Genomic DNA, 19,705 nt, shown 5'->3' on the forward strand with positions numbered 1-19,705 from the left:
CTTCGCGGACGAATGGGCGCCTGTCTTCAATCGGCCAGGCCGCATGGCTTCTCGGCCTGAGTCCCGACACCATGCGGCTGTGGGCCGACGCCGGCCGGGTGGCCACCCATCGGGACGAGGGCGGAGCAGCGCCTCATCGACGACAAGGATCTGGCCACCTTCTCCGTGGACCCGACCATGAAGCGGTGGCGCCGGGGAGGACGCCTCGTACACGTCGGCCCGCAGGCCGTGAAGCTCGGTGACGTCGCTGCCCCGGTGGGATTCCAGGCCGGGCCGCACCGGCTGGTGTAGCGCCTCGAAGTGGAGCGGACACGTCTCCGGGGCCTGCTGCAATCCGAGGAGGCACAGTCCGACCTCGACCGCCTCGCGGAGCGCGATCCGGCGCGCCATCACCGAGGGCGAGTGCGGGCCGGGAGACCGTCTTCCCCTGTACGCCTGGGCACGTGCGCATGCTGCTGGGCCTGTTGTACACGAAGCGAAACGTCGTCCAGTACATCCAGGACAGCCTCTTCGGCGACTGACTCGCTCGCGGGGTTGATGTCCTGAGGAGGCCCTCCTGAGGTTCGCGCGGTGTCAGTCTCAAACCGCTCCCCCACTTCAAGCACATGGTGCTATCTTCACTAGCACCATGCTGTTGAGACTGAACACCGCGGACAGCCGCCCCCTGCACGAGCAGGTGGCCGGCGCGATCCGGCGCGCCATCGCCGAGGGCGAGTGCGGGCCGGGAGACCGTCTTCCCCCGGCCCGGGACCTTTCCCAGGCCCTGGATGTGAACGTCAACACGGTTCTGCGGGGCCTTCGGGCGCTGCGCGACGAAGGGGTGTTGGAGTTCCGCCGGGGCCGGGGCGTGACAGTGGCCGACGGGGCGGACCAGCGCTCCGTCCTGCTGCACCGCGTACGCGACCTGGTGACCGACGCGGCGCACCTCGGCTACAGCAAGGACGACCTCATCGACATGATCAGGGGGATCTCGTGACCGAGCAGGTACGCAAGAGCGGAGCGGCGTGGGGCGCCGTCGGCTGGGGCGTCGGCGTCCTGGCCCTGTTGGTGGCGCTGCCGTTGGCCGCCAGCGGCCGGCTCCCGGACCGGCTGGCGACCCACTGGCACGCCGGCTCGGGCAGGCCCGACGGCTCCATGCCGCTCTGGGCCGCGGCACTGTTCCCCGCGCTGATCTGGGGCGTGCTGGCGGTCGTCGTCGTACTGACGCTGCGCCGGGCAGGGGCCGGTGGCGCGGTGCCGGGGTGGGCGGCTGCGGGCCTCGGGTTCGGCGGTGTGACGCTGCTCGGCGGGCAGGCATCGGTCGTACGGGCGAATCTGGACCGCGCGGACTGGCACGACGCGGGATCGGTGACGAGCGGGGTCGTGGGCACGCTCGTCGTAGCGGCCGCGGTGGGCGCGGCCGGTCTGCTGGCCGCGCGCCGGGCGCCGGACGAGCCCCGGCCCGCGGCGGACGGCCCGACCCTGGACATTCCCCCAGGGCAGCGGGTCGTATGGCTCGCCCGCACGTCGAACTCCTGGCTCCAGGCGATCGCCGCCCTGACCGGGCTACTCGCCACCACCGTCTTCGTGTCGTCGCTCGCGGGCCTGACGGACCTTCCGTTCCTGCTGGCGGCCACGCCGTTCACCCTCGCCTCCGTTCTGGTCCTCGGCTGCTCCTCGGTGCAGGCACGAGTCAGCGAGCAGGGTCTGGACGTCGCCTTCGGCCCCTTCGGCTGGCCCACACGACACTGGGCCGCCGAGGACGTGGAGTCGGCACGCGTCGAGAGCCGCACGCCCGCCCAGGTTGGTGGCTGGGGCTACCGGCTGAGTGGGCTGGGAACCACCGTGATGCTGCGCGGCGGCGAGTGCCTGGTCATCCACCCGTCAAAGGGCAGGGAATTCGCGGTGAGCGTGGACGACGCCGAACGCGGAGCCGCCCTTCTGAACTCCTTGAGTGCCCGGCACGCAACGCGAGGAACAGGTCCTGGCCGGTGAATTCCCCCGCGCCGGCCTGGATCCTGCCGTCAGGCAGTCAATACGCTCCCCTCACCAGCGCGTCAAATAAATAAGAAAGCCGACAGCGGATAATCCGCCATGAGCCACGGCGCGCTCGACGACGAGACTTGATCATGGATTCAATGACCCGCCAAGCATCGACATGTGACCTCAATCACAGATGATCGACTTTTCTGTGCGAGGCATGTGAAGCGTGAAGCTCTTGATCGCTGTCCGGGGGGAGGCGTGCTGACCACACGCATTCAGCCCCTCGGTGCATTCATCGATTCGAGGGGAAACGAATTGAACATCAAGCAGCGCGGAATCCTGGCGGCTGCCGGAATCACGGCAGCAGCTCTGTGCCTGTCGATGGCGCCGTCCGCCATGGCCGACACGTCCGGGACGTCCGCCAAGCCGGCCGTCGCGATATCGGCGGCATCGACGAAGACGGACGGTGAGGACCTCTTCCGCGGCCTGTTCTTCGGCCAGGGGAAGGTGGGCCGGGAGCTGGCCGAACTGGAGCTGTTCGCACACGCCCGGAAGTCCCTCGACAACGACTCCCTGGAAGAGATCCGTGCGTGACCCGGTGGCCGGGCATCACGGCGGAACCGGCAGCGTCACCATACGTGTTCCACGAGGATGTGTATGAGCCGGGGCGCGGTCGGCACCGTCGTCTTCCAGTACGCCCCCCGAGGAGCCGGTCCGGCGCCGCCTGCAGAACCTGCCCAGCTTCGTGGTTCGGGCAGCGGCGGGCCGTAGGTGGTGCCGCGGCGGATGAGGCGGTGCATCCGTGCGTCGCCGATGATGGTGGAATAGTGCTCGACCGTGTTGCAGAAGAAGATCGGTCCGTCGTAGGCGACGCGGGCCCGCTCCAGCTCCTTGTCCAGCTGCGCCGCATTGGAAGAGAGGGCGCTCAACGCGATGTGGATGTCGCCGTGCCGCCCATGCCCAGCCCCGATGTGCTGGGGCGCAACGGAACCTACGCGGCCGTGCGCAAGATCCACACGTCGGCCAGGGTGGACGCACTGGAACTGCAGCACTTGTACTCGCCGGCCTTGGCTCGACGATCAGGGAATCCAGTTTCGGTCGATGACTCAGGCGGACATCGACCGATGGTTGGCCGATGGGATCACAACGCGGCACAAGATTGTTGACTTCATCAACTGGGCAAACAAGGCTGGAATTTGTGGCGACATCAACGTCGCGTCGCGGACCTCAGGAGATCCTGAAAATTTCCACAGCGAAGAGGAGCAGGTTGTACTTCTCAAGCGTTGCGTCCGAGACGCAGACCTTCCTCTGGATGTTCGTGCCACCGGGGCGCTCGTTCTCCTCTACGGAGTTCCTGTCAGCCGGATTGTCCAACTGACCCGGGAGCATGTCGAAGAGCGGTCCAATGGCACTTATATCGCCCTCGGTACACATCCGGTACTCATGCCACCCGCTGTCGCGCGGTTGGTCGTTGCACAGGCCGGCAAGGAGCCTCGACCTTTGGTCGAGAGACCGCATCCAACGAGGAGTTGGCTCTTTCCTGGCAACCTGGCTGGCCGACCGGCGGGCGCGACGCCGCTGGCAAATCGACTCATCTCCCACGGAATTGCTGTCCGGCGGGCAAAGAACAGCGCGGTACTGGCTCTCGCTTCGGACCTGCCCGCCTCCACCCTCAGCGAGATTCTCGGCGTACACATCAACACGGCAGTCGACTGGGTCCGGTTCGTGAAGCGTGATTGGACTGCCTTCATCGAGGCCAGGGCATGCGGTGAGGATGGCTTGCAGGAAAGCAGATGACAACGCCCGGACCCTGGACGACTATTGTTCCGTGACCCCTGACCTGCAGAGCTTCGCGCTCAGTGTTGTTGTCCCCGACCAGGTGATCCGTGGAACCGCAGTGGAGGTACGTCCCCAAATTGGAGGGCGGGACGTAGTGGCTGAGGTGTTTGACGAGGGGCCGGGCGAAGACCCTCGTTACCTCCTCTTCGCTGATGGGCCACTTCATGCTCACGGGTCTCCGCGCGAGGTTCGCTTGGCGGAGGCAACGTGCACAGAAGGGTGCTGCGGTGCTCTGTATGTCACGATCCATCGTGATGGCGACCAGGTAGTTTGGGGTGCATGGCGCAACCCTGATGAAGATGAGGTTGAATTGCCGGAGTTCAGATTCGACGCTCAGCAATACCAAGCAGAGGTTGAGCGCGCAACGCTGGACCGCTCTTGGGAATGGCCAGCCAGGACTGTTGCCCGTCTCCTTGAAGAGGAGCTTCGGCAATGCACGGGCTGGCTCGAGCGCTGGGAGTGTGAACTTGGCAGCGTGTCTGCCTGGCTCTGGGAGCCGGATCAGATCAATCTCTTCCTATTTCATCCGGGCCGAGCCGCCATCAAGAATGACCGTCCTTGGCTCCAGTTCCGGATGACCTTGGGCATCTCCGACGACGACCCGGCGGCCCAGGCCGATCAGTTGGTGGAGGAACTCACGGCGTCTGACCCACGCGTGGCTGCCGATGTCTGCGGCGGCTCGCCGGAGTTCGCCCGTCAGCTTGGCTACCCCTGGCCGCAACGGCACAGGATGTGACCCTGGAGAATACAGCTCCCCGGAAATAAGTGCCCTCCACCAGTATCGCGAAGATGACCAGCTGCGACCGCGCCGCCGCCGACGTCGCCCGCCGCGCCCTGGCCGACAGCGACCGGCTGCCCAAGGTCGAGGCCTGGTTCCGCCGCACTGCCGGCCAGCGCGGCTACGACAAGACCGTGCTGGACGAGGTGTGGGAGACCGTGGCCTCCTTCGGCGCGTACGGCTTCTGCCGCGCGCACGCGGTCGCCTTCGCCGTCCCGGCCCTGCAGTCCGCCTACCTGAAGGCGCACTTCCCGGCGTATCTGTATGCGGGGCTGCTCGAGCATGATCCGGGCATGTGGCCGCGCCGCGTCATCGTCGCCGACGCGCGCCGCCACGGCGTTCCCATCCTGCCCGTCGACGTCAACCGCTACCGGCCCGGGCACAGCGTCGAACAGACCCCACAAGGGTGGGGCGTCCGGCTCGCCTTCGCCACCATCAAGGGCATCACCGCGGCCGAGACCGCCCGCCTCGCGGCCGGCCAGCCCTACACGAACCTGCAGGACCTGTGGCAGCGGGCCCGCCCGTCCCTGCCGCTCGCGCAGCGCCTGATCCGCATCGGCGCCCTCGACGAGCTCGCGGCGGACCTGACCCGCCGGGACATGCTGCTGCAGGCCGCCGAACTGCACCGGCAGTACCGCAACCGCGCCGCCACCGACGGGCAGCTGCCGCTGGGCGGAGAGCTCGTGACCGCCGGGCCGAGCGGCCTGCCGGAGATGACCAGCCGCGACAAGCTCGGAGCCGAACTCGACACCCTCTCCATCGACGTGAGCCAGCATCTGATGGAGCACCACCACCGGCTGCTGCGCGAGCTCGGCGCCACCGACGCCGCCCACCTCCGCAACATGATCCCCGGACAGCCGGTCCTCGTCGCCGGAGTACGGGCCTCCACCCAGACCCCGCCGATCCCGTCCGGCAAGCGGGTCATCTTCGTGACACTAGAAGACGGCTCAGGCCTGGTCGACATCGCCTTCTTCGAGGACTCCCACGAGCACGTCGCGTACACCGTGTTCCACTCCGGCCTGCTGCTGGTGCGCGGCACCGTCGAGGCCCGCGGCCCGCGCCGCACCGTCGTCGGCGCAATGGCCTGGGACCTCGAAGAAGTCGCCGCAGCCCGCCGCGACCTGGGCCCGCAGGCCGCGCTGGAGCTCCTCGGCCGCACCACGCCCGCCCCGACCCCGGCGCAGTCCGCCGCGCCCCAGCGCACGCTCGCAGACGGCACGGCCGGGGCTCGGATTCACCCCTATGCCGATCTCCAGCCCGCGGGGACCCGCTCCGCGGACCTGCGCCGACTAGGACACCGAAGTCAGGGAAGCGCAGGGTGATCATGATGAGCGGCCGCAGCATCCTCCGCCTCTCCTTCGACCTGCCGCCCGACGCCGACGCCGAACTCCCGGAACGGCTGCGCCGCTTGCTGGAGGACTTCACGCCGCGCGTGCAACTGCTTGAGGACGGTGCCCTCCTCGACCTCACCGGGGCGACCCGCTGGTGGCACCGCGATGCCCGCGGCATCACCGAACTCGTCCAGCTCCGCGTGCTCGCCTACTTCGGGGTGCGCAGCTCGGCGGCCGTGGCCGGCACGCCGATGCTCGCTGCCATGGCCTGCGCCCTCACGCCGCTCGGGCGGCGCACCGTCATCGACGACTCCCCCGAGGCGATCTCGGCCTTCCTTCAGCCCCGGCCCGTGCGGGACCTTCCCGGCGTAGGCGGGAAGACCGCCGCGCTGCTGGGCGAGTACGGACTGCACACCGTCGGCGACGTCGCCGACGTCCCTCAGCACACACTGCAGCGGCTCCTCGGTGCCCGCGCCGGCCGCGCCCTCCACGAGCACGCCCGCGGCCGCGACACCACGGCCGTCGACCCCACCCCGGCCCCAGCGAGCCTCAGCACAGAGCACCGCTTCCCCCGGGACGAACTCGACCCGGCCGCCCACCGGCGCATCCTGCTCGCCCTCGCCGACGAACTCGGTGCCCGCCTCCGCGCCACCGACCAGATCGCCACCGGCGTGACCTGCACGATCCGCTACGCCGACCTGAGTGCCACCCGCCGCAGCCGCACCCTGCCCGAAGCCACCCAGCACACCGTCCTCCTGGCCCGCGCCGCATACACGCTGTACGACTCCCTCGGTCTCCAGCGCGCCCGCGTCCGCAGCATCGCGCTGCGCGCCGACGCCCTTCAGCCCGCCGACCGGGCCACCCGGCAGCTCACCCTCGACGCGAGCGACGACAAACCCCTCGCAATCGAAGCCGTCGCCGATCGCGCCCGTGCCCGCTACGAGCACCAGGTGATCTACCCAGCCGCCCTCGCCATCAACTCACCTCCCCCGTCAGCCCGGCAGTGGGACCGAGGCGGTCGTGTAGGAGACTGATCTAGTTCATCAAGTGGACGGGTATTTCAACACTGAATCAGCAACATCCAGTAGCTCAGCAGTGGTCAGTCGACACGGCAGCGCGGAGGCGTGATGCGGCAGGGCATGCGCTCGGCACGAGTGACGACGTTCACTTCCGAGCCAGGGCGCATCCTTTGGCCGACGTTGGCGCGGGCCCGGTCGGGGCAGGTGGTGCTGCTCTCATCGTGCGAAGGCCAGGAGATCCGCCGCTGGGACATGTTCACCGGCCGAATGCTGTGGTGTTCGGCTGATGCATGGTCTGCCAATGCGCTCGCGGTCGCCTCACCGCCGGGCGGCAACCCGGTGGTGGCGGTGGCCACGGAGGACGGCATCCTGCGGCTCGACGCGCTGACCGGCGCGGAGCTGGATGGGCACGAGATGGCCGCCGATGACACCATCTGGGACGTGGCCACCGGGATCCTGCCGGACGGCCGCGCGTTCATCGCCGGGGCCGGCCATTGCGGCTTTCGGGTGTACCGATGGGACGCGGCGACAGGTGAGCTCCTGGGCCCGCCGCTGGTCGGCCACACCACCTGCGTCAAGGCCATCACAGCCATCACACTGCCCGACGGCACTGCGCTGATCGCCTCGGAGGACGAGGCAGGCCGCATCCTCCGCTGGAACGCCGCATCCGGCCAACCGTACGGAAACCCCATCCACGGGCCCGGTGACTACAACATGCAGTTGGTCTCCCTCGCCCTGAACGACGGGCGAGTCATGCTCGCCTCCCTGGACATGAACGGCACCCTGTCGCGCTGGGACGCGGTCACCGGCGAACCGATCGGCCCGCTCATGCGACCAGGCCCGGAAACCCGCCTGGCCTGCGCCACCGCAGCAGGCGGCGGCGTGCTGTTCATCGCTCTGTACGGCGGCCCGATCCGGCTGTGGGACGCCGTCAGCGGCGAGAAACTGGGTGCTCCACTGCCGGGTACCGGCCCCGCCGCCCTGAGCTGTTCTGACGGATCGGTGTCGCTGGCGGCCCGGGCAGGCGACGCGGAAATGACCGTCCGTCGCCTGGTCGACCCGCCCCGCTGAGCGGCGGCCAGGCCCCATCGCTGAGCGGCGGCCAGGCCCCATGGAACCGGGGCAAGGCTAGAGCCGACAGCCGTCGACGGCGATGGGCAAAGCCGCATCGACAACCGACATCGGGGCTGCGCTCTTGCCTGCTCACATACGAGAGCCTGAGCATTGCCACGAATGCTGGAGTACCGCGACACCGCAGGTCGTGATGCTCGACCTTTCCGGATCCCTACAGGTCGTCCAGAGAACGCGCACGGACGTCGCGCGACATGAGCGCGACAGCGGCAGTCGACGGTGGGCACCCCTGCCGAGGAGCGCCGATGATTCAGGACGGAGATAGGGACTTGCGCGTCCCGGACGACAGCGGACGGCCGGCACGCGAGGAAGTCGCCCGGCTGATCCGTGTCTTCCGACGCGATCACGGACGGCCGCCGCACCGCGCGGACTACCTCCCGGTCGCCGACAACGTGCTCGAAGTCCTCACCCGGCGCCGGCTCCTCAGGACAGAGGCAGCTGACCGAGCGGCCGACCGCGGTCGGCCTGTGCCTCCAGCAGAGCTGCCACGTCCGGCTCCCTCGTGAAGACGGGGCCGTCCCAGTACGCCGGGACCACCACGGGTGTGAGGCACACCTCGGTGCCGTGGGCGCGCGCGGTGTCGAAGAGGGTCTGCAGCATTGTCACGCCCGCCAGGTCGAGTGCGCCGAGGCGGGCATGCCACGTCTGGGTCTCAGGCGCGTACGAGGCGATTCCGCGGAGCCTGTCGAGTTGCTCCTGCCATTGAGGATCGGCGGCCGGTGCTGTCCGGATGGTGGCTTCCAACACCCATGCGTTGTCACGGGAGTTCGGCAAACTGGTCATGCCAGGGACGGTAGGCGTCGCCACTGACAACTCACCCGGTCAGGTGAATCCGGAGTCTGAACAGAACCCCGGGCGTCCACGAACACGTACTGACAGGCGTGGACCCGATCCGAGAAGCGCACCTATCCGAACCCGGCCTGCTCGTCATCGACGGCATATTGACTGAACTAACTTAGACGTTTTCGCAGGTCAGTCCCCCTGTTCCCTTCGGGTGCGCCTTGCCGGCGTGAAAACATGGCTGCGGCGCCTGCCCGCCGACGCCGGTAGCTCGTTGGGACGTTGAGCCCGTAGGTCAGTCTGGTGCCGGGGCCGCAGAGGGGCCACGCACTGTTGCCATCGAGCACGCCGGTCAGATTTTCGCTCCCCCGCGGCCCCCTGGGCAGGCGTCGGCCCGTACGGATCGATACCAGGGAGTTGTGCATGGCGGACACCGACGACGGTGGCGTCGAGGAGATCGAGCAGGCCGAGGAGCTCGTGGCCCGTGTCGCGGCGATCGATATCGCCAAGGCGTCGGGCATGGTCTGTGTGCGGGTGCCGCACGAGGACAAGCCCGGCAAGCGCGTGCAGCGGGTCTTCAACACCGTCGCGACCAGCGGCGCGATCCTGGACCTGGCCGACCACCTGGTCTGCCAGGGCGTCACCCGGGTGGTGATGGAGGCGACGTCGACCTACTGGAAGCCGTACTTCTTTCTGCTGGAATCGCGTGGTCTGGAGTGCTGGCTGGTCAACGCCCGTGACGTCAAGAACGTCCCGGGCCGGCCCAAAACCGACCGCCTGGACGCGGTCTGGCTGGCCAAGCTCACCGAACGCGGCATGCTCCGGCCCTCGTTCGTACCCCCGAAGCCGGTCCGTGAACTGCGCGATCTGACCCGGGCCCGGGCCGTCATGACCCACGAGCGCACCCGCCACAAGCAGCGCACCGAGAAACTCCTCGAGGACGCCCAGATCAAGCTGTCCACCGTGATCGCCGACATCTTCGGCGTCTCCGGCCGGGCCATGCTGGAGGCACTGATCGCGGGCGAACGCAGCCCCAAGGCGTTGGCGGACCTGGCCCACGGCACCATCAAGGCCAGCCACAGCACCCTGGCCGAGGCCCTGACCGGCCGGTTCGAAGAACACCACGCCTTCATGTGCCGGATGCTGCTGGACACCGTCGACTACCTCACCGTGCAGATCGACAAGCTCACCGCCCGGATCACCCTGCGTCTGGCCGAGCTGTCCACCACCGAGGACGACGAAGGCCCCGGACAGGGCACCCTCATACCGATCACCGACACCGAACGCCTCGACGAGATCCCCGGCGTCGGCCCCAGCACCGCGCAGGTCATCCTCGCCGAGACCGGCCTGGACATGACGGTCTTCCCCACCGCCGGCCATCTCGTGTCCTGGGCGAAACTCTCCCCACGCACCCTCCAGTCCGGAAACAAGAACACCTCCGGCCCCACCGGCAAAGGCAACCCCTGGCTCCGCGGCGCCCTCGGCGAAGCAGCAATCTCCGCCGCCCGCACCGACACCTTCCTCGGCGCCCGCTACCGCCGCATCGTCAAACGCCGCGGCCACATGAAAGCCCTGGTCGCCGTCGCCCGCTCCATCCTGGTCGCCGTCTGGCACCTCATGAACGACCCGACCGCCCGCTACCGAGACCTCGGCCCCGACTTCCACACCCGCAACCTCGACCCGGCCCGCAAGAGCCGCGACCTCGTCCGCCAGCTCAAGGCCCTCGGCCACGACGTCACCCTCACCCCGGCAGCCGCCTGACATCCCACGACCCCACCGCCCCACACCAGCCCCCGACCGTCACCATCGAGGGGCTATCTCGCCATCCCCATCTGACCGTTGAGTTTTCCGGTCAGGCGGTATGTCTGCTAACTTCCAGGCCGCGATCGCCCGAACCTGGGGGACCTCGACCGCCGATCGCACCACCCGGGATGCCGGCCAGCCCGGCGTGCGGCTGCGGATGTACACCGATCTGCGGCAGGTCCTCGAGGAGGCCTCTTCGCCGGAGCCGACGCCGTCGGCCACCTAGACAGGCGTGGTCCGCCACCACGGGGGGAGTGACGGACCACGTCTGCGTCCACGGTGCCACACCAGTTGCCCCGCGCCCGGTCTGCGGGTGAAGTCGTCGCGGGATGCTGTGACTTTGATCGAGCAGGGGTTACACGTGGGCACGCAGCAGGGCGAGGACGGTGTCATGTGAGGTCTCAGAGGGCGGTTCGTGAGTCTTTGAGAGGTTCTGTCGTCGCCTGATGGTGTGGGTGCGAGCGGAATCCGCTGGTCCACGGGCGGTGGTCTGTTGGGGTGGCGGGGTGAGTGAACGCAAGCCGTACCCGAGCGACTTATCGGATGGCCAGTGGTCGTTGATCGAGCCGGTGATCACGGCGTGGAAGGACCGGCACCGATCGGTCAGCGGCCGCCAGGGCGCCTATGCGATGCGGGAGATCGTGAACGCGATCCTCTATCAGGGCCGGACCGGCTGCCAGTGGGCCTACCTCCCCAACGACCTGCCGCCGAAGAGCGCGACGTACTACTACTTCGCCGCGTGGCGGGACGACGGGACCGACCGGGTCATCCATGAACTGCTGCGCTGCCAGGTCCGTGAGAGGGCCCGCCGATTAGAGGACCCGACCCTGGTGGTGCTGGACACGCAGAGTGTCCACGTAGCTGCCGGGGTCCCCGCCTCCACGACCGGCCTGGACCCGGGGAAACGGGTGCCGGGCCGCAAGCGGGGCCTGGCCGTGGACGTACTGGGCCTGGTCATCGCCGTCACCGTCCTCTCCGCGAACACCCACGACAACGCCGCGGGCGTCGCCCTGCTCGACCAGGTCGCCGAACACACCAGTGGCACCGTCGAGAAAGCCCTCGTCGACCAGGGCTTCAAGAACCAGGTCGCCGCCCACGGCACCCTCCTGGGCATCGACGTCGAGACCGTCCAACGCAACCCGGAGGACAAGGGGTTCGTCCCACAGCCGAAGCGGTGGAGAGCCGAGCAGACCTACGGGATCCTGATACTGCACCGGCGCCTGGTCCGCGACTACGAACACCACCCAGCCTCCTCCGCCTCCCGCGTCTACTGGGCGATGACCCAGGTAATGGCCCGTCGGCTCACCGGCGCCAACACGCCCACCTGGCGCGACCCGCAGCCGGTGACCGCGTGAACGTCCAGCCTCTGCTCGACGCACTCCACGTCCAGGAGGACGCCACCCGGGCCCTGGCCGACGACCTCCGCACACAGGTCGCCGAACTGCAGGGACGGCTACGGGAAGCCGAGACCCACCTCGAACACCTCGCGATTACCCGCAAGACCGTCACTGCCCTCGCGGACCGGCTCCCAGCCCACCCAGTCTCACCCGGCCTGCCCGAACACCCGGACTACCCCCGCATCCTCGCCGTCTTCAACGAGGCCACTGGCCCCCTCCGAGCCCGTGACGTCTGCGAAGTCCTCGACCACGAACTCCTGCCGAAGAACATCGAAGGCACCCGCGCCAAGCTGAAACGCCTCGTCAAACTCGGTGTCCTCACCGAAGTCGACGCCGGCAGCTTCGCCAGGAAGTAGTAAGCGACCAGCAATCCTGCCGCGGCCTCACCTCGATGTGACTAGCCGCTTTAGTTGAAGGGATTCGCCGGCTCCGCGATCTCTAGGACCACAGCGGGTAGCGCGGCCTCCAGGACTTGCCTGCGTGGCAGGGAAAGGCCGAAGTATCGTTCGATGATCTCCAGTGCGATGCGGTGCACTTCCCGGCGAGGCATGTTGGCGTCTGGCAGGCCGGCAGCAGCCAGCATCTCCTCGACGCGTACCGCCACCTCGCGATCACCGTTCACGCCGTCGTATCCCCATGAACGGTCCAGGTGGAGATTGAAGGCACACATGAGACGATCATCATGGAGATAGGAGAACTGAGGCGGTACCGGCTTGCCGTTCTCCTCTTCGAATTCCAGCTGGAAGACGTGTGCACCACCCCGAGAAACAGGCGGCTGCGGGCCGAACTCCGCCTGCCACCCACCGTACTTGACCACGAAGACCCATTCGCCGATCTCTCCATAACGCAGACCTATCGCGGGGTAGGGGTCCCAGGGGCCGTCCTCCACGACATCGATCAGGTCCTTGCTGGTGAGGTGGGCCAGACTACGCGCCGTGCGCGTCGGCCCGAACACTGTCGCGGTCAGCCGAGACACCAGCTCTTCGGCATCCAACCCTCGAGCGAGCACCACGCTGTAGCCACCGAAGGCGATCGACTGGGGAGCGGCAAGCCATGCAATTCCGTCGGTCATAGCGATCATCGTGACGCACCTCTGCCGGGCGTGTCACGAGGCCCCACAGCCACAATCCTCCAGCCAAGCCATTGCCCCCGACGCGTTCACTCGCCAACTGAAGTGCTTCGCCATATTCGAAACGGACATGAACTCACGAACCGTCCTCTGAGAACCGACAGCGGATGTTCACCGATGTCGACAGCACAGAGCGGTCCGGAAGATTCGAACGGTGACGCCGGGCAGCCCTCGGGCCTTAAGGTGTGCCGGTGATCTTCAAGAGGAAGCAGAAGGCCTCGGACCTCGGCGCCGTCGTGTCCGAGCTGGAGCAGGCGGTTGACGCTCGCGACGGTGCCCGCACCGAACGTGCCTTCACCGCCACGCTGACGGGCCTGCAGCAGGCAACGGACGCCGAACGCGTCCTGGCGGGGCCCCGGCTGGCCGCGCTGCTACCCGCCTTCCCGCCCACCGGCCCACGCCCGCTCCTGGCGTCGGCGGCCGGCTTCTGCGTCGAGAGCGGCGCAGATCCGGCGGCCTGCGCGGAACCAATCCTCGACGGCATCCACCGAGACCTGCTCGACGCCCTGGAGTTCGCCCGCCGCTGGACCACCGCCGGCGGAGCCGAGGACGAACTTCCGGAGCCCGACGAGAAGATCATCGACGATGCGCTGCTGGCCCGCCTGGGCGGCGACACGTACGAGGCCACGCGGTTGGCGCTGGCCTGGTGCTCGGCCGAGGAATGGCAGCCGCCCGCGCTGGCCGTACTGTGCCGCAGCTCAGAGGTGCGCCGTCGGCACGCATCCACACTCCTCCCCGCCTGCCGCGACCTGGCAGCCCTGGATCGGCACGACCTCAAGTGCCTGGCCTACGCGCTGGCGATCCTGGACGACGAGCCCCTCATCGTGCTACACCGGCCCACCGGGAGCGGGTTCGAGGTGCGCATCGGCGGCATCGGGGACAACTTCCAGTTGCACACGCTGCTCGCCCACGTCCTCGTCAGCGGCGGCCACGTGCCCGGCACCGCCCCTTCGGCTGACAGCGTCCGCCTGGCCACGGACCCCGAGCCCGCCCGAGGACGCACCGAGGCCGTCGCGACCGGGGCCTTCGAACTCCTCGCCCCTGACGGCGAGCGGATCTGGAACGAGGGACTGCCCGACGACATCCCCGTGGTGGAGGAATACCGCCTGCTCGTGCTGGACGAACCGCTGTACCAGCGCAGCTGGAACGCCGACCGGTTCTTCCCCCATCTGCCGGGTACGGCCGAGCTGACCCGCGTCCTGTCCGACGACGAGGCGCGGACGTGGTTCGCCCGCGCCTCGTCCGCCAAGGAGACCCGACAGGCTTTCTGACCCGGTGGACCCTGCCGCCACCGCGAGGTGGCCAGAAGCCGGAGCTCGGACCGGGTCCCCCTGTCGAACACGGAGTGCGCCGGGGTGCTGTCGGAACTGCTGCATGACCAGGCTCAACGGGGCGAAACGGCCCGCAACCTGCAAGCACTGCGGGGCGAAGTGCCTATGCGGCTGCCACGAAGGTTAGTGACGTGGCCGACCGCATTCCGTTACCGGCCTACCGGATCTGATCCCCGTATCTGGCATCGCGGATCCAGCTTCCCCGACCAGGGTTCGCGATAGCCTGAAACTCAAGCCCGCTAAAGTTTCGGAGGCCGGGATGAGCGATAAGCCGTGGACCATCGAGTCCATCCGTGACGCCCTCGGCAATCCTGCCCTCGCCCAGCGCTTCCTCGGCGAGATCAACCGGGCGCCGGCGCACCAACTGCTCGCCGTGTTCGCCAAGTGGGAGCGGATCGCGAAGGACACGCTCGCCGCCGTCGAACGCGGGCGGGAGATCGCTGCTGCTGAGGCTCGGGGCGAAGAGCCTCCCGGCCAGTGGATCGACGCGACTGAGCGCGTCCTAGGTGACGCGGAGCGCATCCGGGCCCGCGGCGCCGCCTGATTCACCACTTCTCGACACGCGCCGTCGATGAATCACTACGCTACGCAGTGCCGCTGCCTACCAGACTGAGGTTTCTTCAGCTTGTCGTGCCTGCGATCTGGAGCCAGCGAGTGATCTACCGCCTGAAGTACGACCCGGCCGCCGAAGCCGTCCACGAAGCGATGCCGCCTGCCGCCTGCGAAACCCTCACCCTCGCGTTAGCCGACGCCTGCCACGACCCCATCGCCGCCACCGAACCCTACGGCGAAGACGACGGCGTCATGCGGATGATCGTCACCGAGCAGGCGTTCGCCGTACTCCTCGTCGGGAACACGCTCAAGACGATCACGGTGTTGCAGATCAATTACCTTGGCTAACGCCATATCGCGGGGGATCTAATGAGCACATCTGGCCGCCGGGACGCCCTCATCGGCTTCCTCGTCTGCGCCGGCCCAATGGCCGCCATCGCGATTTGGATCGGCGCCACAGGGCATACAGGCGAGCCGCCCAACTCTGCGGGTGCCGATAAATCATCCGGCCTGCTCAGGCGGCATGTTGGTACTCGTGCAGGGTTCCGCCGAGCCGGTCTCGTCGGCGGACCTCAAGATGCCCGATCTGCTCTGGCACGTTGATCGGTGCAGGCAGTGGGCGCAGCGGCGCGGCTTGTCCCAGGACTCGGTGCGGTCGATGGCAGTTGTAGAAGGTCTCGAACTCTGCGGGTGCCGATTACTGTAATTATCCGGCCTGGTCAAGCGACGTGTCGGTACTCGTGAAGGGTTCCGCCGAGGCGGTCTCGGCGGCGGACCTCCAGGTGGCTGCTGTGTCCTGGCGCGCTGATCGGCTCGGGTAGCGGGCGGAGCGGAGCGGCGTGCTCCAACGTTCTGTGCGGTCGATGCTCGTTGCAGAAGGTCTCGAACTCGCGGAGCGCGTGTAGAAGGTGGCTCTGGTTCCAGATCAGCGTTCGGTCCAGGAGTTCGCGTCGGCAGGTCTGAACCTGGATCCACCGGCTTGATGTCTGTGGACAGTTTCTCGGGGAACGAAGAAGTGCCTTGTGACCTGCGATGATGGGGTTTCTCTAGGACCACATCAGGCACGATCAGCAAGGCACTTCCGAGATGCAATCTTCCCATGCCGCAGCGGCGGTCTCATCCGCGTTCGACGACCCGAACCTAATCGCGTACGGCGGCCTGGAGCCGGTGGTGCGGTTGGCCGAGCGGTGCGGTCTGCCCGCACTGGTCGGGGAGTACATCCGTCTGCCGGCCTCGAAGGACGGCACCGGTGCCTTCCCCACAGCGAAAGTGATGTCGCTGGTGGGCGGCATGGTCGCGGGCGCCGACAGCATCGATGACATGCACCGGCTACGGCACGGCGCGATGGGCCGCCTGTTCTCCGGTGTGCGGGCCCCGTCCACGCTGGGGTCGTTTCTGCGTTCCTTCACGCACGGGCATGTGAAGCAATTGCACGCCGTGGCCCGCCGGTTCCTTCCCGAACTGGCCCGTCACGCCCCGCTGCTGCCCGGCGCGGACCAGGTCGCCTACGTGGACATCGATGACACCATCCGCCGCACCTACGGCTACGCCAAGCAGGGCACCGGTTACGGATACAGCAAGGTCAAGGGCCTGAACGCGCTGCTCGGCATCGTCTCCACACCCCTGGCCGCCCCGGTGATCGCCGCCACGAGGCTGCGCAAGGGACCATCGAACTCCGCGCGCGGGGCGGCAGCGTTCGTCGCCGAGACCATCCGCACCGCCCGCGCCTGCGGCGCGAATGGCCTGCTGGTGATGCGCGCGGACTCGGCGTTCTACGGCGCCGATGTCGTCAACTCCTGCCGGGCGCTGGGCGCGCGGTTCTCCATCACCGTGCGGATGAACGCTTCCGTCAAGGCCGCCATCGCCCGCATCGATGAGGACGCCTGGATGCCGATCAAGTACCCCAAGGCGGTCTGGGACGAGGAGGGCCAGTGCTGGATCTCCGACGCCGAGATAGCCGAGACCGGCTACACCGCCTTCACTTCCAAGCCGAAGAAGCAGCAGGTCACCGCCCGTCTGATCGTGCGCCGCGTCAAACGCCTGAACACTGGCACCGTCCCCGCCGGACAGGGCACGCTGTTTGACACCTGGCGCTACCACGCCGCGTTCACCGACTCCCCGCTCTCCTTGAACGATGCCGAGCGTGATCACCGACGGCACGCTGTCGTCGAGCAGGTGATCGCGGATGTCAAGAACAGCGCCTTCGCCCACGCACCCTCCGGGCATTTCCAGGCCAATGCCGCGTGGCTCGCCCTGGCCGCCCTGGCGCACAACCTGACCCGCGCCGCCGGCGCACTGGCCGGCACGTTCCATGCCAGAGCGACCACCGCCACCATCCGTGACCACCTGATCAACGTGCCCGCCCGCCTGGCCCGCTCCGCCCGCCGCCTCACCCTGCACCTGCCCGAACGCTGGCCCTGGAGCACGGACTTCACCCAGCTCTTCAGCATCGTGCACGCGCCACCAGCCCCCTGACACTCCCCGACCGACCTGCCCGAAAGGGCCCGAGAACTGCGGAAAAGTGGAAAGGCTGGGCAGACCAGCGGCCACCCCACGCCCGAATCCGCAACTCAGCCCCGACACGCCCTGCACGACCCCGAACCGATCACACCACAATCAAGCCGGTGGATCCGGGCTGAGGCAGCGGATGATCTCGCGTTTGGTCTTGCCTTCCGCGAGGTGCCGTTGCAGTGCTCCAGCTCACCGTTCCCGACAGCGTAAGGACACCCGGGGACACCGCGAGGTGTATGCCAGGCAGCGCGCGAGCATGTGTTCGGGAAGGCGTCGGCGCGAACGGGGGGTGCCGGTAACGAGCGGCGAACCAGGTGACAAGTAACTCACCAGTTGAAGCGGGCGGGCTCGGGCGCCTACAACAACGACAAGCGCGAGTGTGTAATGGATGCCGAGCCCGGACGGCCGAGGGCTGGCGCTGACCGTTCAGCTCGCTGGTGACGGCGGACAGAACGAAGCTGGACGAGGTGGCCCGGAAGTGGGCGCGGCTGCGCCTGACGAACGGCGACACATCAGTGAGGACGAAGCCATCGGTCATCTCGGGGCGCTGGCCGGCCTTGCTCGCCAGGCCGCTGACCGAGGCCACCGGCTCTACTGCCCTGCGACGCGCTGGACACGGCCCCGGCCACGGTCGGACTGCTGCGAGGTGACGCCGCCGCGGAAGGGCACATACCTACGGCAATAGACGCCATGACTTATGCCTCAGGTCCGATTGTCTAGTCGTGTGACTGAGGCACCGGTGATGGCCTTGCGGCCAGACTTGCAACGCGTTCCGGCTTGCAGGCCAAAGATGCTCCTGTGCAGCCGGTCCACTGGTCCGCGGCCGCAGGTTTCGGGGATGGCGGCCTGCCCGGCCGCGGCACCTACCCCTAAGCAGTCAACCGTGGCAGGGCTGTGGCGAACGAGCGCACCGACAAGCCCGACTCACATACCCTCCTCACTGATACTGGAGCTCCCCATGCCCGACACCTCACCTCAATCCACCGGACCCAGGGTCGCCGTCGTCACAGGCGGAACCGGGGCCATCGGTGGAGCCATCGTCCGCACTCTGGCGGAGCGCGGCCCTGTCGTGAGGGCTCTGGATGGCGCCAGCGGCATCACCTGCGACCCGTCCAGCGCCCAGGACGCGGCGTGCCGCAGCACGCCGCGTCCTGACCGAGAACGACCGAGCACCGTCCCGGGCCTGACTTCCCTCCCGACACCGCACGAGAAAGAGGCCCGCGCGAGCAGTCGTCGCACACCACGAGACGTCTTGCCGCATCAGGAACAACGCATCCCTGTCGCTGATAGCACGGACTACGAGATGGCCGCTCCGCCGAACAGCGGCACTTTGGACGGCCCTGCCGCCGCCGCGGCGGATCCAGCCGAACTCTTCGCGCTCTTCCACCGTGTGACCATGCCGTTCCTCGACCGGTTGTACGCGGCCGCGGTACAGATGACCCGCGATCGCCGCGACGCCGAGGCCCTGATTGAGGAGACCTACCTCAGGGCTTTCGACTCCTTCGGGTCATTGACCTGGCAGACAGATGCCAGGATGTGGATGTTCCGGTTCCTGGCCGAGACCGCGCTCGATGCCCGTGGCGAGCGACAGCGCCCGGTGCGCTCGAGCTCTCCGATGCGACGCTCCATCGGCCGGCTGCCGGACACAGAACGCCCGACGTTGCATGTTCCCCAGACCGCCGAGGCGCAAGCTGTGGGCCGGCTGTCGGAGCATGCGGTGAAAGTCGCGCTGCAGCGACTCCCGCGGAAGCTCGCCATCGTTGTATACCTGGCCGACGTTGAAGACTTCTCCCGCGTGGAGATCGCGGAGATCCTGAGCATCCCACCCAGCACCGCGAAATCCCGGTTGCACTATGGGCGACGGTGTCTGCACGGGCTGCTTACCGACCCCGCACGCCAGCGCGGGCTCCTGTTCCACACGATCAATGGCTCCGTCGAAGGCTCGGTTGCGCCGAGATGGCAGGCATTGGGTGCCTAGCTGACAGCATTCTGAGCGGTTTCTCGGACGGCAAGGGCCCCTATGCCGACGGTCGGTTGCCGGACGCGGGCTGGATTGCCTACGTCGGTGACGGCCTCTTGGGGGATCAGCGGATCAGCGGATCACGAATGGCAACGAACTCATGGCGGAGTATCAGTCCGCTG

General features: G+C 67.9%; 19 protein-coding genes and 4 pseudogenes. 18 read left to right on the forward strand and 5 right to left on the reverse strand.

All coding sequences use genetic code 11. The features are described from left to right. Positions 1-71 precede the first annotated feature (71 nt). The 4 genes and pseudogenes from OG819_RS51555 to OG819_RS51570 form a co-directional block, all read left to right on the forward strand. Positions 72-288: pseudogene (locus tag OG819_RS51555) on the forward strand (MerR family transcriptional regulator); the annotation flags it as partial. A gap of 340 nt (positions 289-628) precedes the next feature. Next, complete coding sequence (locus tag OG819_RS51560) at positions 629-976, forward strand: GntR family transcriptional regulator (protein WP_101402927.1); 348 nt, start codon at positions 629-631, stop codon at positions 974-976. Then, positions 973-1,974 (forward strand): DUF1648 domain-containing protein, encoded by a 1,002-nt coding sequence (locus tag OG819_RS51565; RefSeq protein ID WP_266656841.1) that lies wholly within the window; start codon positions 973-975, stop codon positions 1,972-1,974. Before OG819_RS51560 ends, OG819_RS51565 begins: the two co-directional genes overlap by 4 nt. A gap of 303 nt (positions 1,975-2,277) precedes the next feature. Further along, a complete protein-coding gene (locus tag OG819_RS51570) occupies positions 2,278-2,556 on the forward strand; it encodes a hypothetical protein (protein WP_266656842.1) in 279 nt (92 codons plus the stop codon). A 35-nt stretch (positions 2,557-2,591) separates the two neighbouring features. Here OG819_RS51570 and OG819_RS51575 read toward each other — a convergent pair whose 3' ends face one another. After that, a complete protein-coding gene (locus OG819_RS51575) occupies positions 2,592-2,891 on the reverse strand; it encodes a hypothetical protein (protein WP_266656843.1) in 300 nt (99 codons plus the stop codon). Positions 2,892-3,063: 172 nt separating this feature from the next. On the opposite strand from OG819_RS51575, the gene OG819_RS51580 reads away from it, so the two are divergent. The 5 genes and pseudogenes from OG819_RS51580 to OG819_RS51600 all read left to right on the forward strand — a co-directional run bounded on the left by OG819_RS51580 (position 3,064) and on the right by OG819_RS51600 (position 8,000). Continuing rightward, complete coding sequence (locus tag OG819_RS51580) at positions 3,064-3,759, forward strand: hypothetical protein (protein ID WP_266656844.1); 696 nt, start codon at positions 3,064-3,066, stop codon at positions 3,757-3,759. Between the two features lie 31 nt (positions 3,760-3,790). Next, positions 3,791-4,537 carry a hypothetical protein gene (locus OG819_RS51585; protein ID WP_266656845.1) on the forward strand — a complete coding sequence of 249 codons (747 nt, stop codon included), beginning with the start codon at positions 3,791-3,793 and terminating at the stop codon, positions 4,535-4,537. Between the two features lie 44 nt (positions 4,538-4,581). Further along, positions 4,582-5,901 (forward strand): annotated as a pseudogene (locus OG819_RS51590) (DNA polymerase III subunit alpha); the annotation flags it as partial. 5 nt (positions 5,902-5,906) lie between these two features. Next, the gene (locus OG819_RS51595; protein ID WP_266656846.1) at positions 5,907-6,944 is read left to right on the forward strand and encodes a hypothetical protein; all 1,038 of its coding nucleotides are present in this window, start codon (positions 5,907-5,909) and stop codon (positions 6,942-6,944) included. 105 nt (positions 6,945-7,049) lie between these two features. Next, positions 7,050-8,000: a PQQ-binding-like beta-propeller repeat protein gene (locus OG819_RS51600; RefSeq protein ID WP_323138311.1), complete on the forward strand. Its 951-nt coding sequence runs from the start codon at positions 7,050-7,052 to the stop codon at positions 7,998-8,000. A 483-nt stretch (positions 8,001-8,483) separates the two neighbouring features. Here OG819_RS51600 and OG819_RS51605 read toward each other — a convergent pair whose 3' ends face one another. Beyond that, positions 8,484-8,843, reverse strand: a complete 360-nt coding sequence (locus tag OG819_RS51605) for a hypothetical protein (protein ID WP_266636730.1) — start codon at positions 8,841-8,843, stop codon at positions 8,484-8,486. 420 nt (positions 8,844-9,263) lie between these two features. Here OG819_RS51605 and OG819_RS51610 point away from each other — a divergent pair, with 420 nt between their 5' ends. From OG819_RS51610 to OG819_RS51625, 4 genes are all read left to right on the forward strand, one after another. Further along, positions 9,264-10,601 (forward strand): IS110 family transposase, encoded by a 1,338-nt coding sequence (locus tag OG819_RS51610; RefSeq protein ID WP_266647905.1) that lies wholly within the window; start codon positions 9,264-9,266, stop codon positions 10,599-10,601. 100 nt (positions 10,602-10,701) lie between these two features. Beyond that, complete coding sequence (locus OG819_RS51615) at positions 10,702-10,869, forward strand: DUF6207 family protein (RefSeq protein ID WP_266636728.1); 168 nt, start codon at positions 10,702-10,704, stop codon at positions 10,867-10,869. A 280-nt stretch (positions 10,870-11,149) separates the two neighbouring features. Beyond that, the gene (locus OG819_RS51620; protein WP_266656847.1) at positions 11,150-11,998 is read left to right on the forward strand and encodes an IS5 family transposase; all 849 of its coding nucleotides are present in this window, start codon (positions 11,150-11,152) and stop codon (positions 11,996-11,998) included. Further along, a complete protein-coding gene (locus OG819_RS51625; protein ID WP_266636722.1) occupies positions 11,995-12,396 on the forward strand; it encodes a hypothetical protein in 402 nt (133 codons plus the stop codon). Before OG819_RS51620 ends, OG819_RS51625 begins: the two co-directional genes overlap by 4 nt. A 50-nt stretch (positions 12,397-12,446) precedes the next feature. On the opposite strand, the gene OG819_RS51630 is transcribed toward OG819_RS51625, so the two are convergent. Continuing rightward, positions 12,447-13,112, reverse strand: a complete 666-nt coding sequence (locus OG819_RS51630) for a hypothetical protein (RefSeq protein ID WP_266656848.1) — start codon at positions 13,110-13,112, stop codon at positions 12,447-12,449. 248 nt (positions 13,113-13,360) lie between these two features. Here OG819_RS51630 and OG819_RS51635 point away from each other — a divergent pair, with 248 nt between their 5' ends. From OG819_RS51635 to OG819_RS51645, 3 genes are all read left to right on the forward strand, one after another. Beyond that, positions 13,361-14,440 (forward strand): hypothetical protein, encoded by a 1,080-nt coding sequence (locus OG819_RS51635; RefSeq protein ID WP_266656849.1) that lies wholly within the window; start codon positions 13,361-13,363, stop codon positions 14,438-14,440. A 319-nt stretch (positions 14,441-14,759) separates the two neighbouring features. Beyond that, on the forward strand, positions 14,760-15,044 hold the full coding sequence (locus OG819_RS51640; RefSeq protein ID WP_266656850.1) for a hypothetical protein: 285 nt from the start codon (positions 14,760-14,762) through the stop codon (positions 15,042-15,044). 110 nt (positions 15,045-15,154) lie between these two features. Next, positions 15,155-15,400, forward strand: coding sequence for a hypothetical protein (locus tag OG819_RS51645; RefSeq protein ID WP_266636709.1), 246 nt, complete (start codon positions 15,155-15,157; stop codon positions 15,398-15,400). A 166-nt stretch (positions 15,401-15,566) separates the two neighbouring features. Here OG819_RS51645 and OG819_RS51650 read toward each other — a convergent pair. Both OG819_RS51650 and OG819_RS51655 read right to left on the reverse strand, forming a co-directional pair. Next, a pseudogene (locus tag OG819_RS51650) lies at positions 15,567-15,737 on the reverse strand (integrase); the annotation flags it as partial. 34 nt (positions 15,738-15,771) lie between these two features. After that, positions 15,772-16,029, reverse strand: a pseudogene (locus OG819_RS51655) (integrase); the annotation flags it as partial. A 109-nt stretch (positions 16,030-16,138) separates the two neighbouring features. On the opposite strand from OG819_RS51655, the gene OG819_RS51660 reads away from it, so the two are divergent. Next, a complete protein-coding gene (locus OG819_RS51660) occupies positions 16,139-17,527 on the forward strand; it encodes an IS1380 family transposase (protein WP_266622617.1) in 1,389 nt (462 codons plus the stop codon). A gap of 994 nt (positions 17,528-18,521) precedes the next feature. Further along, positions 18,522-19,541, forward strand: coding sequence for a sigma factor-like helix-turn-helix DNA-binding protein (locus tag OG819_RS58920; protein ID WP_323139469.1), 1,020 nt, complete (start codon positions 18,522-18,524; stop codon positions 19,539-19,541). Positions 19,542-19,705: the final 164 nt, after the last annotated feature.

Source organism: Streptomyces sp. NBC_01549, assembly GCF_026339955.1.
Lineage (GTDB): Bacteria > Actinomycetota > Actinomycetes > Streptomycetales > Streptomycetaceae > Streptomyces.

Excerpts from the sequence above, each read along its gene's own strand:
- OG819_RS51600 (WP_323138311.1), top strand. The coding sequence starts at position 7,050 with ATGCGCTCGGCACGAGTGACGACGTTCACTTCCGAGCCAGGGCGCATC.
- OG819_RS51610 (WP_266647905.1), top strand. The coding sequence starts at position 9,264 with ATGGCGGACACCGACGACGGTGGCGTCGAGGAGATCGAGCAGGCCGAG.
- OG819_RS51615 (WP_266636728.1), top strand. The coding sequence starts at position 10,702 with ATGTCTGCTAACTTCCAGGCCGCGATCGCCCGAACCTGGGGGACCTCG.
- OG819_RS51660 (WP_266622617.1), top strand. The coding sequence starts at position 16,139 with ATGCAATCTTCCCATGCCGCAGCGGCGGTCTCATCCGCGTTCGACGAC.
- OG819_RS51630 (WP_266656848.1), bottom strand. The coding sequence starts at position 13,112 with ATGACCGACGGAATTGCATGGCTTGCCGCTCCCCAGTCGATCGCCTTC.
- OG819_RS51605 (WP_266636730.1), bottom strand. The coding sequence starts at position 8,843 with ATGACCAGTTTGCCGAACTCCCGTGACAACGCATGGGTGTTGGAAGCC.
- OG819_RS51580 (WP_266656844.1), top strand. The coding sequence starts at position 3,064 with ATGACTCAGGCGGACATCGACCGATGGTTGGCCGATGGGATCACAACG.
- OG819_RS51640 (WP_266656850.1), top strand. The coding sequence starts at position 14,760 with ATGAGCGATAAGCCGTGGACCATCGAGTCCATCCGTGACGCCCTCGGC.
- OG819_RS51595 (WP_266656846.1), top strand. The coding sequence starts at position 5,907 with ATGAGCGGCCGCAGCATCCTCCGCCTCTCCTTCGACCTGCCGCCCGAC.
- OG819_RS58920 (WP_323139469.1), top strand. The coding sequence starts at position 18,522 with ATGCCCGACACCTCACCTCAATCCACCGGACCCAGGGTCGCCGTCGTC.
- OG819_RS51560 (WP_101402927.1), top strand. The coding sequence starts at position 629 with ATGCTGTTGAGACTGAACACCGCGGACAGCCGCCCCCTGCACGAGCAG.